This is a genomic window from Tannerella sp., from assembly GCF_052170195.1.
GTDB lineage: Bacteria > Bacteroidota > Bacteroidia > Bacteroidales > Tannerellaceae > Tannerella.
Genome location: NZ_JBQNAZ010000005.1, coordinates 15,487 through 31,100 on the forward strand (window position 1 = coordinate 15,487; position 15,614 = coordinate 31,100).

A 15,614-nucleotide genomic window follows, 5' to 3' on the forward strand; every position below is an offset into this window, starting at 1 on the left:
AGACTGATCAGAAAAACGGGTAAGTAAAGCTGAGTGTAAAATAATTACAAAGAATAAAAAAATAACTGCGTACACCATGAAAAAGTATTTGACGATGATACCGGAATCGTTCGTCTTGCCGCTCTTTATGATCGGGGGCGTAATCGCAGGCTTAGGTGGCTATGCCGTTTATATGTCGAGGGTGCATACTTACCTTTTGGACGATCCGGCCGTATGTATCAACTGCCATATCATGACTCCCTATTATCAGAGCTGGGATCATAGTTCGCACGGACGCAGGGCTACGTGTAACGATTGCCATGTGCCGCACGACAATGTCTTCAAACAATATGCTTTTAAGGCGAAAGACGGGTTACTGCATGCCTCGGTGTTCACGCTTCGATCCGAGCCGCAGGCTATCCGGCCGCGTGAAGAAAGTTACGAAGTGATTATGAACAACTGCATTCGTTGTCATACGCAACTGAATACGGAATTCGTGAAGACGGGGATGATTTCGTATACCGAGGTGAAGGAGGGTAAAGGATTGACTTGCTGGGACTGTCATACCGACATTCCACATACGAAGATGAGCAGTCTGGCAGCCTCTCCCCATGCGATTGTACCGTTACCCAAGTCGCCGGTTCCCGAATGGTTGAAGGAGATGATGGGAGCGAAAAAGCAGTAGAAAAGTACTAAGGTTGCCAAAATAGTAAAAAAGTAGTAAGGAGAGAGTGGACTTGGTGTTCCTGACTTTATGACGGGATAATAGCCACTACTTACAGACAGATACATAATAACCATGAATCGTTAACATTTAAAATGAATTGGATATGTTTAAGAAGCTGACACAGATCATCAAACGTAAACCCGTCGTGGGGTGGGGAATCTTTTTCGTTGTCATGGCCGGAGTGTTTATTCTCGGACTGTTGGCTGCCTCGATTACCGAGCGGAGAGCGGAAATCGCCACGTTATACGCTAATAAAAAGGTAGATATAGGCCCATTCGAGGCAAGAAACGAAATTTGGGGTGAAAATTATCCGCGCGAGTACAATACTTGGACCCGCACGGCCGATACGAGTTTCGTATCCGAATTTAATGGCAACCGGGCTGTCGATGTGCTGGCCCAACGTCCCGCAATGGTTATATTCTGGGCGGGGTATTCATTCTCGAGAGAATATAACTCTCCTCGTGGCCATAAGCACGCCATCGAGGATATGATTCATATCTTGCGTACGGGGAATCCGGGCGTGGATGGAGAAAAAGACATTCAACCTGCTACATGCTGGGCATGTAAGGGACCGGATGTCCCCCGCATGATGCATGAGGTAGGAATCGCGAACTTCTATAAGACCCCTTGGAGCCAGATGGGAAGCGAAATCGTGAATCCGATCGGATGCGGCGACTGCCACGATCCGAAGACGATGAACCTGCATATTTCACGCCCTGCTTTAGTAGAGGCCTTTGAACGCAGAGGAATGGATATCGCCCAAGCGACCCCGCAGGAGATGCGTTCTTTAGTATGCGCTCAGTGTCACGTTGAATATTACTTCAAGGGAGACGGCAAATACCTGACCTTTCCTTGGGATAAAGGCATGACGATGGAAGATGCCGAACGCTATTACGATGAGACCGGATATTACGATTATATCCATACCTTGAGCCGCGCGCCGATTCTGAAAGCACAACATCCCGACTACGAGCTGGCTATGCAGGGTATTCATGCTCAGAGAGGCATATCGTGTGCCGACTGTCACATGCCCTACACGAGTGAAGGAGGCATCAAATACAGCGATCACCATATCACGAGTCCGTTGCAGTATATCGACCGTACGTGTCAGGTATGCCACCGCGAGAGTGAAGAGACCTTGCGGCAGAATGTATATGACCGTCAGCGGAAGGCTAACGAAGTACGGAACCGGCTTGAAGAAGAACTGTTACGGGCGCATCTTGAAGCGGAGCATGCCTGGAAAGTAGGAGCGACCGAAGCGGAGATGGCTCCGGTGCTGAAGCTGATCCGTCAGTCGCAATGGCGTTGGGACTATGGAGTTGCTTCTCATGGAGCTTCTTTCCACGCACCTCAGGAAGTGACCCGCATCTTGAGTGCCGGATTAGATCGTGCCATGCAGGCGCGTCTGGCCGTGGCGCGGGTCTTGGTAAAACATGGCTATACCGACGAGGTTCCGATGCCTGATATTGCGACAAAAGAGAAGGCACAGCGTTATATCGGTCTCGATCCCGATGCTTTGAAGACTAAAAAAGCGAAATTTATTGATAAAGTTGTTCCTCAGTGGATCGAAGAAGCCCGTCAGAAAAACCGGCTGGCTTCGGTGGGTTGATTCCGGTTCCTTGTTGTTCCGAAAATTCGATAAGTAGATGGAGCACCGGACACGTATGATGTGGCAACATCCTTGGCGTTATCGGGAAAGCATTGCCTTTGTCGCGGGTATTGTCGTTGTGGGTATGCTGTTGCAGTTCGCAACGTGTGAGTTTGCCTTTGATTTACTCCGTTCACCGGTGAATCTGATATTGGGTGCGGGGATCGTAGCTATCGTAGCGATTGTCGCCGTATTTCGCCGAAATCCCGTTTTTGCATGGTTTACAGATGTACCCTTGTCTGTGACTCTCATTGCTTCGCTCTTATTGTTGGGCCTTGTCATGGGATTGACACCGCAGGCCTCAACGCGTGTCTCGGGCGAGCGGCTTCTGACGTTTGTACTGGGCTTTGACCGGATGACGCACTCGTGGCCTTTCGTTCTCGTTTATCTTACTACATTGTTTTCGCTGGGAGCGCTTATTGTAAAGAGGTTGTTTCCTTTCCGGAAGAGCGATTACGGATTTTATCTGAATCATATCGGGCTATGGCTTTTATTGTTTGCCGCAGGGCTGGGAGCGGCCGATATGGAGCGCTATCTGATGAAAGTTTATGAAGGCGAGGTTGAATGGCGCGCTACCGATTCTCGCGACCGTACGGTGGAACTGCCTATTGCCATTGAACTAAATGATTTTTATATGGAGGAATATCCTCCCAGCTTGACGGTAATCGACAGGCAGACAGGGCAGAGTATGCCGGAAAAGCGTCCAGAGTTTTTCCCTTTAGAAGTGAAGCGTCCGAAAGGTATGCTTTTCGGATGGGAAATCGAGCTGAAATCGTATATTCATGATGCCGTGCGCAACAGCGACAGTACGTATCATGAAGTGCACATGCCCGGTTCTTCGCCCGCGGCCTATGTCTCGGCCTATCATCCGCAAACCGGCGAGAGACGGGAGGGCTGGGTTTGTCCGGGTAATGTTTCTCAACTGTACATGGTGCTGAATCTCGACAGCGCTTATTGTATTGCGGCGACACGCCCCGAGCCGAAGCGTTTCGTTTCCGATATCCGGGTATATCGTAAAGGAGAAGGGACAGTCGATACGCAATTGGAGGTGAATAAGCCGTATCGTGCCGGGGCATGGATGATTTACCAGCATGGTTACGACAATCTCGCCGGAAAAATGTCGAACTTTTCAACAGTCGAATTGATTTATGATCCTTGGTTCCCTGCGGTTTACGCCGGTATCATTATGCTTGCTGCCGGGTCGGTATGTATGCTATGGATCGGGAACAGGGCGAGGCGGAAGGAGGAAGAAAACGTATGACGTGGAATGAATTTTTGTGGTTTGCCTTACCGGCAATGCTTTGCTGGTTGTCGGCCGGTATATCGGTTTATTTCTGTAGCAGACGGATAAGCCATATTCTGATGCTTGCAGGAATCGCTCTTTTCACGGTATTTATCGTCGGCCTGTGGATCGGACTCGAACGTCCGCCTCTGCGTACCCTCGGCGAGACCCGTCTGTGGTATGCTTTTTTCCTTTCGGTAGTTGGTTACATCACCTACCGGCATTGGCAGTATCCGTGGCTACTTTCCTTTTCAGCTTTAGTCGCGATAGTATTTACGTGCATCAATATTTTTAAGCCTGAAATCCATTCCAAGCATTTGATGCCGGCCTTGCAAAGTTACTGGTTCGTACCGCATGTGACGGTGTATATTTTGTCGTATGCCATGCTCGGTGCGTCCACTATTGCTTCGTTGATTCAGCTGAACAAACTGAAGAAAGGAAGTCCGGAAGCACGTTTGTATCATTTGATGGACAATCTGGTCTATGTGGGATTCGGATTCCTGATGTGCGGTATGCTGATGGGATGTATTTGGGCGAAAGAAGCCTGGGGACATTACTGGTCTTGGGACCCCAAAGAGACGTGGGCCTTTGTCACCGCCGCTTCATATTTAGTGTACATTCATATGCGGCTGCAACGATACCATCCTTTCTTTACTCTATGGATGCTGCCGGTATCATTCGTTTTGTTGATGATCACCTGGATCGGAGTGAACTACCTGCCTGCGGCGCAAGGAAGCATTCATGTGTATTAAAGAACGGAATGTAAAACGTTTTCTTTTGTATGCTTTCCCGATGTTCACATAGGGAGGAATGGTTTGTATTTGATTGCATAGATCGGCCTGTTATTACGTCCGCCGACCAGCATGATCGACTGGGCTGATCATGGTACAGTCTTGGCTGTCTGGCCGTGCTTGTATCGAAGAAACGGTTCATCCAACTTTTTTCTTTTTCGGCTTGATAAAATGATTTTTTCAGTCGTTAATAAGTACTGTGAACTGAACCAAAAATTTCGCGTAGTTCTTTATTACTTAACTTGCCGATCCAGTTTTCTCCTGAGGTAACGGTCATCTCTGCAAGGTGCTTTTTATGTTGTATCATTTCATCAATTTTTTCTTCGAATGTATTTTTAGTAATCAGGCGATGCACCATTACCTTTTTCTTTTGCCCGATACGGTAAGCTCTGTCAGTCGCCTGATTCTCGACGGCAGGATTCCACCACAAGTCGTAGTGGATAATGTGTGAGGCGGCCGTGAGGTTTAATCCGGTACCGGCAGCTTTGAGCGAGAGGATGAATATTTTGTCGGCCCGATTGGTTTGGAACCGTTCTACCATGTTTTTTCGCTGGCTGATCGAACATGCTCCGTGATAAAACATCGGCCGGTTCTCGAAGCGTTCGGTAATGAATCGTTCGAGCATATCGCCCATTTCTTTGAATTGCGTAAAGATAAGCACTTTTTCTCCCGACGAAAGTATTGTATCGAGCAATTCGAAGAGCAGTTCCGTTTTTCCGGAAAGGGATGCGTCGTAACGGTTGTTTTTCAAGAAACTGGTTGGATGGTTGCAGATTTGTTTTAGTGCCAGAATCATTTGCAGTACGAGTCCCTGACGTTTGAAAAGCGACTGTTTGTCGGCCGTTTCACTGTAACCTTCGATTTCTTCCATGGCAGCCTGCATGGTTTTTTGATATAGCGCCGCCTGTTGTTCGGTGAGCCATGCGAATTGATTCTGCTCCACTTTATCCGGCAAGTCGGAAATAATCGTTTTATCCGATTTCATGCGTCTTATCATGAATGGCGATGTGATTTTACGGAATTTGGACACCGCATGCTCGTCGTTGAAAACTTGTATTGGCGTAGCAAAATCTTCTTTGAATCTTTGTATATTTCCCAAGTATCCTTTGTTCGTGTAGTCCATAATCGACCAGAATTCACTCAGCCGGTTTTCCACTGGCGTTCCGCTCATCGCAATGCGGATTTTTGCCGGAATACTTTTCACCGCTTTGGCTTGAGCGGTATCGTAATTTTTTATGTTTTGCGCTTCATCAATAACCATGACTTGCCACTTCCGCTTACGGAGTATTTCGCTGTCGCTGCGCAAAACGCCGTAAGTTGTTAGCATCACATCGGCATTGAATTGTTTCAGATCGCGGGCCTGTCCGTGAAAGAGATGCAGAGAGAGGGAAGGGGCAAACTTGGCCATTTCCGCTTGCCAGTTGGTCAGTAGCCCGGTCGGAACCACGACTAATGCGCTGTATTTTGTCTTAAGAGAGAGTTCTTCTTTGGCTTTAAGCAGGATGGATATGACTTGCAATGTCTTTCCCAATCCCATATCATCTGCAATGATACTGCCGAAACCGATGCGGCTGTTCCGATACATCCACGAATATCCGCGATGCTGGTAGGGACGTAAGGTAGCGTTGAGACCTTGCGGGAGCGGGATATCTTGACACGAAGTGAGCTCCGAGATCAAATCGCGTACCTCATCGGTGAGCGAAACGGGTGCGCCCTCATATTCTTCGCTCAAGGCCGTTTGGAGCAGCTGGTATGAACTAAGGGACTTATTATCGGTTATGGTTTTGTAAATCTTTTCCATTTCGGTTTCACTTACGTAGATGTAATTTTCTTTGAAACGAAACAGTCCCGATGCGTTTTTTATCAGTTTTTTAAAGTCTTCCGGCGAAAGAACCGTGTCACCAAGAGCTACCTGCCAGTCGAATGTAAGCAATTCATCCAGTCGGATAAACCCTTGCTGATCCGATTTCCGTTTTAACCTTACGGAGGTTCTCGGACGCAACAGGTTTTGGAGTGATCTGGGGAGCAATACCTGAATATCGAGTAGCCGGATGGCCGGCAATACTTCCATCAGGAATGGGGCGAACTCCTTTATATCGAGCCGGATAGGGTTAAGACCGCCCTGATTTACGTGTTCGTCCAGCCCGCGTATGAATGGCGACAACAACGATACGCTCCGGAGTATTTTAAAGCGTTGCTTTTCGAATTGTTTTTCCTTCAGTATTTTGGATAGTGGAATGGGGAGCCTGTTGAGGTCTGAGGTGTCTTCAATGCTTAGGGTAACATCGAAACGGTTGTCATCCATCTCCGTCACGGTGATCAGCGGTTTGTAGACTTCGGCCGTGAGGAAGTAACGGTCGAGCCAGACCTTGATCCCTCCGCTCAAGGCATTTTCGCCTACACCTGCGAAAGCGTAGGCCTTGTTTTTGAAAAACATGTCTTCGAACAAATCACCTGTCGATTGTTTGGATAATCCTTTTATCAGATAAGAGATAAACAGCGACAGCAATTCCGTTGTCTGATTTTCTACAGGAACCGATTTTTCTTTTCCACGAACATTTTTGGTGGTTTGTAACAGATCTGTCGGCAGCCTCTCCGAAAGTTGTTGTATCAATGCGCGTACTTGCGTATCGATCATCGCCGGTATCCAACGGATAATAAACAACTTGTTTTCCAGTTGGACGATTTGTGGAACGATATTTCCGTTTGCGATAAGATGGATAGAGGCAAGGAAGATTTGATGTGCCGCTGCTATCGAGGGTTGGTAATCGGGCAGGTAGTCGGGGTTAAGATGAAACAGGGCGGGGAGCAGGTCTGAGAGTGTCTTGATGTTTGAATCGTTGGCCGACAGGTGCACTTCGTTATTTCGGTTAGTGTTGAAATGGATATGGGTATGATATGAAATGGTGTGATTTGCCGCTGCGGATCCGAACACAGCGCTGAAATCACGCTTTTTGTTGATGATCCGTTGGGCTTCTTTGCCCAAGCGTATAAATTGTGCGGCATATTTTTCACGGAAATTTCCTCCCGGATAGAACGGAGGCTTGTCTGGCAAGAGATGTACCAAGGGGGAGGCTATATCGCGCAGCAGTGAGAAGTCTACTCTCTCGTAGGCAGCTTCATAATCGATGGTTTGCGTAGTTTTTTTCATCGGTTTAAGCAAAGAGGCCATGGTAGGAATCTCGTATCGTTTTTGTTCGGCGATAAAGATTCCGCGTTTCTTTAATTCTTCAATCAGGTCTACGTGATGAATTTTGAAAACAAGGAAAGGATCATTATCGATTTCGCGGCTGACCATATAAATCACCGCGGCCAAATGTTTACATGGTACAGCCCAATCGGGACAGGTGCACTGCATCTTGAAATCGGTCCATTGGCGGGGAAAGACTTTCAGACCGGATTCTTCGGCAATAGTTAAAATGGCGGGATCGAGTTCTCTGTTGAGTAATTTCGAAATCAACACTGGCTTTGCAATGATTCTTTGCATCAGTATTTCAATCTGATCCTCAAAAAAAGGCGGGACGATAATCGTTACCCTGTATGGAGAAGGGCGACTGCCGGATACTTTGGCCGTTATCGCATTATCATTCATTTTTACAGATTGTACGTGCCCGCTCCTAGCATAGGTGGCTCCTCGTGGCAGGCGGTTGTCATAATCTGCATTCTCCAATGAACGTAGCCAATGCTCTCCCCACCATGTCTTACCGAATTGAATAGTCATAAGAATATGTAATTATTTTTTGATTGCAGATACAAAGATGGCGCTTTTTTTGAATCTTACTTACTTATTGGCAAGTGTTTTATGTTTGTTTTTGTGTCGAATATCGCTTATTTTTCTCATTCATAGATGGGTGTGGAATGAGAAACATAAAAATTAAAATGTATGAAGAAATATGGGTTGCATAGGCTGGCTGTTTGTTCTTGGCGGCAGGTTCTGAAATGTCAGCATATACCGGCTCGCTGACAGGAGAATGTTTTGGTAAGATGTTAGGTAATAGTTAGCTATTCAGTGTGTGCTTGTGTGATCTGTGGCGAAATGTGTTGTTGTGGATGGTATGTTTCTGAAAGATAGCGTGTGCGATGTGTTAAATCGGGCAAATCGACAAGTTGTTATAGCTGTTGTTGCTGAATTTGAGGTTAATATAGAAGTGTGTGCGAAGTTTGCAATTGATAAAAAAGATATTTTCTGAGAAGGAAGATTGAGATTTTGTATGTTAAAAGAGGGGTTTTGTGCAATAAATCAGTTTTTCGCCAAAATAGATCGATTGTTTTTTTAATTTTCAAAAATAAGTGATAAATTTGCCCCCGGATAATAAATAAAATAAAACGAAAGAACGTGTGAGTGTTTCGATAAAATCAAAAATATCGGTTGTGGAATGCGATGTGCTTGTATATCATTAGCGTATATCGATAGAGGGAAATGATTTTACTGCAACCAAATGCGATTATGATGAGGACTATATAGGAAAAACAGCAAGTCTAATATTTTGTATATCTTGCCAATAATGCTATTGCCGATAAAAAATGAATTATAATATTATTATAAAAGTCTAACAATTAAATTTTTTAGCTTATGAAAAGAAAAGTAACAAGCAGTGTATCAAAACTTATGCTCGCAGCTTTTCTCCTTGCTGCAAGTAGCGGAGGAGTAGCGCGGGGGCAGGTATTGAAAAGTGAAGAAAATCATAACCATGATCATCCCAAAGTGCAGCTGCGGGGAGGGCCCGGTGGTGGTATTGATGCGAATGGAAGTGGACAGAGTTGCTCGACCGACTATACGGTTCTGACATCGTTTTCCGTGGAAAACAATTATGGTCCGGGTGAAACGGGAACCCTTACACCAAAACCCAATACTCCGGACGGCAGTAAAAATACAGGACGTTGGAATACTGTAAATCAGAATTTTGATCTGGGTAATGGTCGTATTACATTGGGAGGGACGACAAATCATGTGGGGCATAGCACACAAGGTGCTAATCATAATAATAATTTGGCTGGTAAGGGAACTTCTACAGGAAATGTAACTGCTTCTCAGAATTTACATATAGCTCCAGGTTGTGATGATCATGACACTTGGACAGGAGTGGCATCTAATCCGAAAGCGGATGGTCAGCCTATTCCGGCCAATTCACCAGGTATTCAAATGTCTGGTAATACGGCAAGCTTTACCAGGAGCTGGGGGCCGGCAACGGTTTCCATCAGTAAGCCGACCGTTCCGGACGGAAGCGGAGTTACGCAGGGGAATGGAAATCCGACGTATTCTAATCCAACGGTGATAACTGTTGATGCATCCGGTATGACCTCTGCGACCCCCTGGTGGTTACAACAATTTTACTTTATGAGTAATCCATGGTTTTTTTATGAAACATCATATACTTATCCTACCGTAACTCATAGGGTTTCATTTGATTATACAACCAGAACAGGGAGCTGTGTGCCTCATGGTACTCCTCCTCATACGTATACTACAACGAGTTGGGGTGGCATTACAACGACGGAGGCTCAGGCACATGGTTCTCATCAGGAGGTTAACTGGGCGACTTCCAGTAATAATCAAGGTGGCTTTGTCGATGCAAGAATCATCGTTACAGCCGGTTCGGATATCCGCTTGGAAGGAACTGACGGAGCAGGAATGAGTATTGCTGCTGCCGGAACAAACGGAGGCGGTAAAAAATTCTATCTTGACTTGCCGGCCGCACATTATACTTTGATGAATGATAAAGACGTGGCTTTTACGAATATCGAAGTCTCCAACCGTGCGCCGCTGGGGGATAGTGCTGTTTTTGGTGTGAATACACAATTGGATACGGATATTTCCACGAATGCAGCGGGCGGAACGATCCTGATCGGTTCGGCTACGGATGCGACTTCGCAGGAACATATGACCGTGACGGCTTCGACAGCCTCCGTGACCGGAAAGCGCAAAGCGTTTGCCAAATCTATTGCGGTCGGAAGTACGCATACGTACACCGGCTTCAATCTGCCGCTTCATGGAACAGCCAACTTTGGAAACTATGGCGATAATGCGATGACGATACGTCATGCAAAGCCTGTTCCGGCCGCTCTCGCAGCAGGAGGTTATCAGCTGTATAATCACTCGTGCAACGACCTTATTTTTGATGTTCCCTATACTCAAACGGTGGGAGGAGCAGGAAACTTATTGGTTGAAGCATATAAAACATTATCGTTTCCGAATGGAAAAACATCAACCATCACGGGCAACGGAACAGGGGATGCTACTTTTAACGGCGGTGATGTAAGTATTTTGGCTGATCATACATATACCGGAAGTGCAGCGGGTGATTACGGAATTTATGCCTATACGCCGATCAAAACGGATGCCAAGTCGTGGGCAGCTTTGTATGGAGCACCGTCATTCTGCGGTACTTTCTTGCAGCCCAATATTCATGTTCAGCCTGTTAATGAAACGGATGATACAGGCGATCACAAGAATTATAAATATGGTGGTGATATAGACGATCAGCATGATTTCTGTGGAAACGGAAATATCGTTTTCGGTGCAGTGACCGTCAATGCAACACATACCGCCGCAGGTGATCTGCGTTGGCAGGCTACGCACGATATCAACACGGCTAGCGGTTCGACCATTGGTTTTACACATTCTGGTGATGGTGGCATGCATTGGCAGGCTAAGCATGATATCAATGCCGGTGGTAATATAACCTTCACAAGATCTGGTTCTGGAAAAGCCATCTGGCAAGCCGAACATGATATTACGACACTTGCCCCGATATCAACTAAGGTAAGTTTCCCTCTTTCGGGAGATGGATTGACGGCATGGCAAGCTACCGGTAATATTACGACAAACAATGAAATAGAATTCAATAATACAGGAACGGGGAATGTTTTCTGGCAAGCTGGCGGTGACATTACTACAAACTATAAAGTGAAGTTTACTAATACCCAATCAGCACATACCATGTGGTATGCCAAGAAAAACATTACGACAAATGGAGGTGGCGGAACGCTTGGCGACGACGTGAAGTTTGATGAACAAGGAACAGGCAACAATATATGGTGGGCTGAAACCGGTGATATTACAACGAATAATAACGTATTGTTCGAACATGGAGCAACGAGTGGAAACCTCAGTTGGTGGGCAGGACGTAATATTGTTGTATCGGGTAATCCCGCAGCGCCCAATCCGGGAGCTAACAACAATCAGCTGGTGATTAATAAAGCATCGGACGAGTTGATAGAGCTACATACGGTGAATGGTTATATCCGTACTAATTCGCAGGTAGATATTAATCGTACCAATTCAGGAGCCGGAAAGACACACTTGATTGCCGGTTGCGAAACGTATACCTTAGATAATAATATCGATATCGAAAATGAATTCAATTATACGGAAACAGCAGGACAAGTAGATGGTCTTGTGAAATGGTATGCCGAGAACGATATTCTTTCGAATACTGTTTGCGACAATAACCGTCCTGCACCGATCACATTCACGGTGCCCGCAGCCTCTACTACCACTACTGTGTGGGAAGCGCAGCGTAACATCAATACAAAAGGTCGTGTAGACTTTAAATACGGAGGAGCTGTTGGAATGGGGGATCTCGTATGGCTTTCTCGTGGAGGTCATATCCAAACCGAACGTCCGGTAACGATTCAGTATGATAGTGATAACAAAATCTCACTACGTGCTGAAGATGACCGTCATGATGCCATTGCAGCCGGTGCGACGAATAATGCGAATGCCAGTGGTCGTCGTGGAAATATTCATTTCTTCGATTCGATCGATATCAAGCGTAACAACGCCAATAACGGGGTTACGGAGATCAAAGCTGAAAATCATATCTGGACAGCTATGCTGAATTATGTAGATATGCAATCAGCCGGCAACATCATGGACATCATCTCTCATAAGGGTGATATTTACTTAGGCTATAACGACGCTAAAACGACGGGATATGACTGGAAATACTACGTAGCCAACAGCGATAACTGGAAAATTACGCAGAAAAGTCCATCGGCAGAATGTATGTTTCCGCCAGCCAATCCGGTATCGTATGACCTGAACCGCTTTACATACACCGTTCCGGCACAGAACCAGACCGGTCACTTGTGGATCAAAGCCGGTTGGGAAGAGAAGACTGACTATAAGAAAGTGGCTGATGATGGTACACGTAGTGCCGGTGGTAACATTTATTTTACACACCTGGATATCAATCAGGAAACGGGTAGCGATCATTCGACCGAAATCACGATTCCGTTCTCAGGATTGTGGCGTTGTGGTTCGACAGAAGATGGTCAGCTATACAATCGTAAAGGAGACTCCATGCAGTATTATGAGAATGCCGGTATCATCGGCGGGGTTTCACGTTGCGTCGTACCTTATCCGAATACGGATAATACACTGGCTAATGATATTTCGCTCATTTATCGTGGCGGTAAGGGCAATCTGAATGTCGATGCCGGTACGCGCGGCAATATTATCTTGAACAAAGGCGGCTTGATCAATTTCCAGGATCCGCAGAATACGGGTAACGTGACGTTCCGTACGCGCTTCGGCGATATCGATATGCGCGATCCGTTCAATGCGGACTCGATAACGGGTAGCTTGCTGTTCCTGGCTCAAACCGAAAATCTCAGCGACCTCTCGAAAGTAGGTTACTGCGGATGCGAAGAAGAACGTAATAATGTATATCTGCAAGACTTCCAGTACAAAGCTCACGGTGCCAGCGGTAGCATATTCGTAGGAGCCGACAATAACATCAAACTAAACTATGGCGGTCTGCAAAATAAAGGTACACGTTACGATCCGTTCCTGAGCACGGATTATCAGGCTTGTCCGGACGGTAGCGCGGCTAAAATCGGTTCCGGATATCAGAGAAGTGGCGGGTGTGGCCCCATGCTTCACTGCGATATGCACGACTCGGTGAATCAGGCGCGCAACTTGATCCTGAACTTCTATCAAGACAGTACGAATACGGATATTACGAGCGGCGGTTTTGCAGCTGTAGCATCGGACTATATCGATGTATATAAGAGTTTGATTTACACAGGTGGCAACGGATCCGGAATGAGTGCGGTGCCCGGTGCGGGTACACTGCACGGCGAAAGTGTGGCAGGCTACGGACTCTATATGAAGACTCAGGCGAACAAAAACAACTGGAATACGAATATCTTCAAAAACCATCCGAAGTGCCCCATGGGATGTTCCGACTTCGAATGTAACGGCGGCTTCCTGCATATGATATCGCGCATGACATTCCATGCCGACGCACGTATCTATGCACACAACCAGAGAGTCTATTTAGGTTCTCCGGTAATCGAATCTTTCGGTCCGATGGTGCTCAACACCGATTCGATGTCCGGCGGCCGTACGGAGATCGTTATCCAGACAGACAGCTTGATCCTGCACGACAGCTTGGTAGTGAAAGGAAAGAAATTAAGATACCGTTCGTGGAGCGGACTGAAAAACGACCGCCCGATCATGAAGTTCGGATATATGCGCCGTACGCCTCCGTTCACGGAATATACAAAAAATGTCTGCGGGACGGATCTTGACGTTTGCGAACCGTGCCACGAATATATCCGCGGCAGCAAAGACCCGCTGCACATGCTTGATACCATTACGGTCAAATTTGAAGAGGGGGCCTACCTGGAGCGCCTCAACTCGGTAGTCTTTGATCATACCGTGCTGACTTTCCTTACCGATTCGTTCGATCATGTACAGGGACCTCCGGTGGAACATGCGAGAATCTATGTCGATACGCTCAAAGTACGTAATCAGGTGGATCTGTATGCCGATGCAAAACACGAGCGCGACGCACACTTCGAGCTGATCTCGGAAGAGCAGATGTCGTCGAAAAACTATGCCGGTGTTTACGCCAGACATTACCATATGGAACCGATTGGTCCGTGTGGGCGTAATTACAGTGAACTGTGGCTTTCGGATGACTTGGCGCTTGACGTGATCACGACCTCGACGTTCGGAGGGTTCGGTTACCAACACTCGGATGTGCATGTAGAAACAGAAGCACACCTGAACCCGGGCTTCACTTCGCTTCGTTTGCGCGGTCAGTGCTACGAGCAGAAGTGCGGAACGCTCAGGATGAAAGACCTGCGTCTGGACGGTGGTTCGCAGCTTCACTTCTCGGTAGGTACGACGAAGGGTATCAACGGCGAATACAGTGATGCAATCGATGTGGAATTGCTCACGACGTATGGTACGGTCGATGTAAATATCGAAGTTCGTCCGTGCGAAAGAATGGAGAACCGCTGCTATCCGATCATCTATTATAAATCGCAGACTCCGGGTAGCGTGAAGAACTTGAACCTTGTACCGAAGAGGATGAAAATCGGCGATGTGGAAGTTCCTCTTGCTCTTGATGTATCGCAAGAAGGAGTGGTTTATCTGTGTGTTGGTAATGCTGTAGTGCCTAAGACAGTTTACTCAGTAACGATTCCTTCGGTAGTGGGTGTAACGACAACGCCTCCGGCAGGTATCGCGTATACGCTAGGTCATTCGAACTTCGAATTCAGGGCGAAATATTCGACCGAGAAACCGTTCGTGGTACGTACAGACCGTATGTATAACGGATTGAAAGAAGTGCTTGAAGGCAAGAAAAACGCCAACGGCGAATATGAATATGTGATTACGGATGTTACGCAGCATATTGTGTTGACGTTCGGTCCGGACCATGTAGCAAATATGTCGATTGACGGAACTGCGGTATGGTCGCACGGCGAAACGATTTACATCCGCGTAGAGCGCGAAGACATTGCCAGCATCTACTCGGTAGCCGGTCAGCTGGTTAAGAGAATCGAACTGCCTGAAGGCGATACGTCGATCTCGATGCAACGCGGCGCGTATGTGGTAACGCTTAAAGACGGATCAGTGCATAAAGTGATTGTAAAATAAGAGTACAGCTTAGCTTTCAGCCTTGTGAAAGGCTGAAAGTGTCAGATGTTTAAAGATTGGGGAGGGAGTGTGTCGAAACGACACGCTCCCTCTTTTCATAATGTGAAGAGTGAGAAACGAAAAGTGAAGAGTGAAAAAGTAGCAAAGTGGTTAAAGGTAGTCAGAGTAGTAAAGAATAACAATTAACCATTAAATTACGCTGAACGAACCCTTGTGAAACTTGTCATAGACTTGTGCAACTTGTGGCATGAATAAATGACGAATTACAAATTACGACGGCTGAATGCTGACAA

The 15,614-nt window shown here is 46.6% G+C and carries 6 protein-coding genes; 5 read left to right on the top strand and 1 reads right to left on the bottom strand.

What is annotated here, in order from left to right; translation table 11 throughout:
• Positions 1–76 precede the first annotated feature (76 nt).
• From nrfH to ccsA, 4 genes are all read left to right on the top strand, one after another.
• Positions 77–664, top strand: coding sequence for a cytochrome c nitrite reductase small subunit (gene nrfH, locus ACTTKA_RS02455; RefSeq protein WP_442723834.1), 588 nt, complete (start codon positions 77–79; stop codon positions 662–664).
• Between the two features lie 145 nt (positions 665–809).
• Positions 810–2,315: an ammonia-forming cytochrome c nitrite reductase gene (nrfA, locus tag ACTTKA_RS02460; protein WP_442723835.1), complete on the top strand. Its 1,506-nt coding sequence runs from the start codon at positions 810–812 to the stop codon at positions 2,313–2,315.
• A 37-nt stretch (positions 2,316–2,352) separates the two neighbouring features.
• Complete coding sequence (locus ACTTKA_RS02465) at positions 2,353–3,615, top strand: cytochrome c biogenesis protein ResB (RefSeq protein WP_442723836.1); 1,263 nt, start codon at positions 2,353–2,355, stop codon at positions 3,613–3,615.
• On the top strand, positions 3,612–4,388 hold the full coding sequence (ccsA, locus tag ACTTKA_RS02470) for a cytochrome c biogenesis protein CcsA (RefSeq protein ID WP_442723837.1): 777 nt from the start codon (positions 3,612–3,614) through the stop codon (positions 4,386–4,388). The genes ACTTKA_RS02465 and ccsA overlap by 4 nt, the downstream gene beginning before the upstream one ends.
• Before the next feature lie 226 nt (positions 4,389–4,614).
• Here ccsA and ACTTKA_RS02475 read toward each other — a convergent pair whose 3' ends face one another.
• The gene (locus tag ACTTKA_RS02475; protein WP_442723838.1) at positions 4,615–8,148 is read right to left on the bottom strand and encodes an SNF2-related protein; all 3,534 of its coding nucleotides are present in this window, start codon (positions 8,146–8,148) and stop codon (positions 4,615–4,617) included.
• Between the two features lie 852 nt (positions 8,149–9,000).
• On the opposite strand from ACTTKA_RS02475, the gene ACTTKA_RS02480 reads away from it, so the two are divergent.
• Positions 9,001–15,321: a hypothetical protein gene (locus ACTTKA_RS02480; RefSeq protein ID WP_442723839.1), complete on the top strand. Its 6,321-nt coding sequence runs from the start codon at positions 9,001–9,003 to the stop codon at positions 15,319–15,321.
• Positions 15,322–15,614 lie beyond the last annotated feature (293 nt).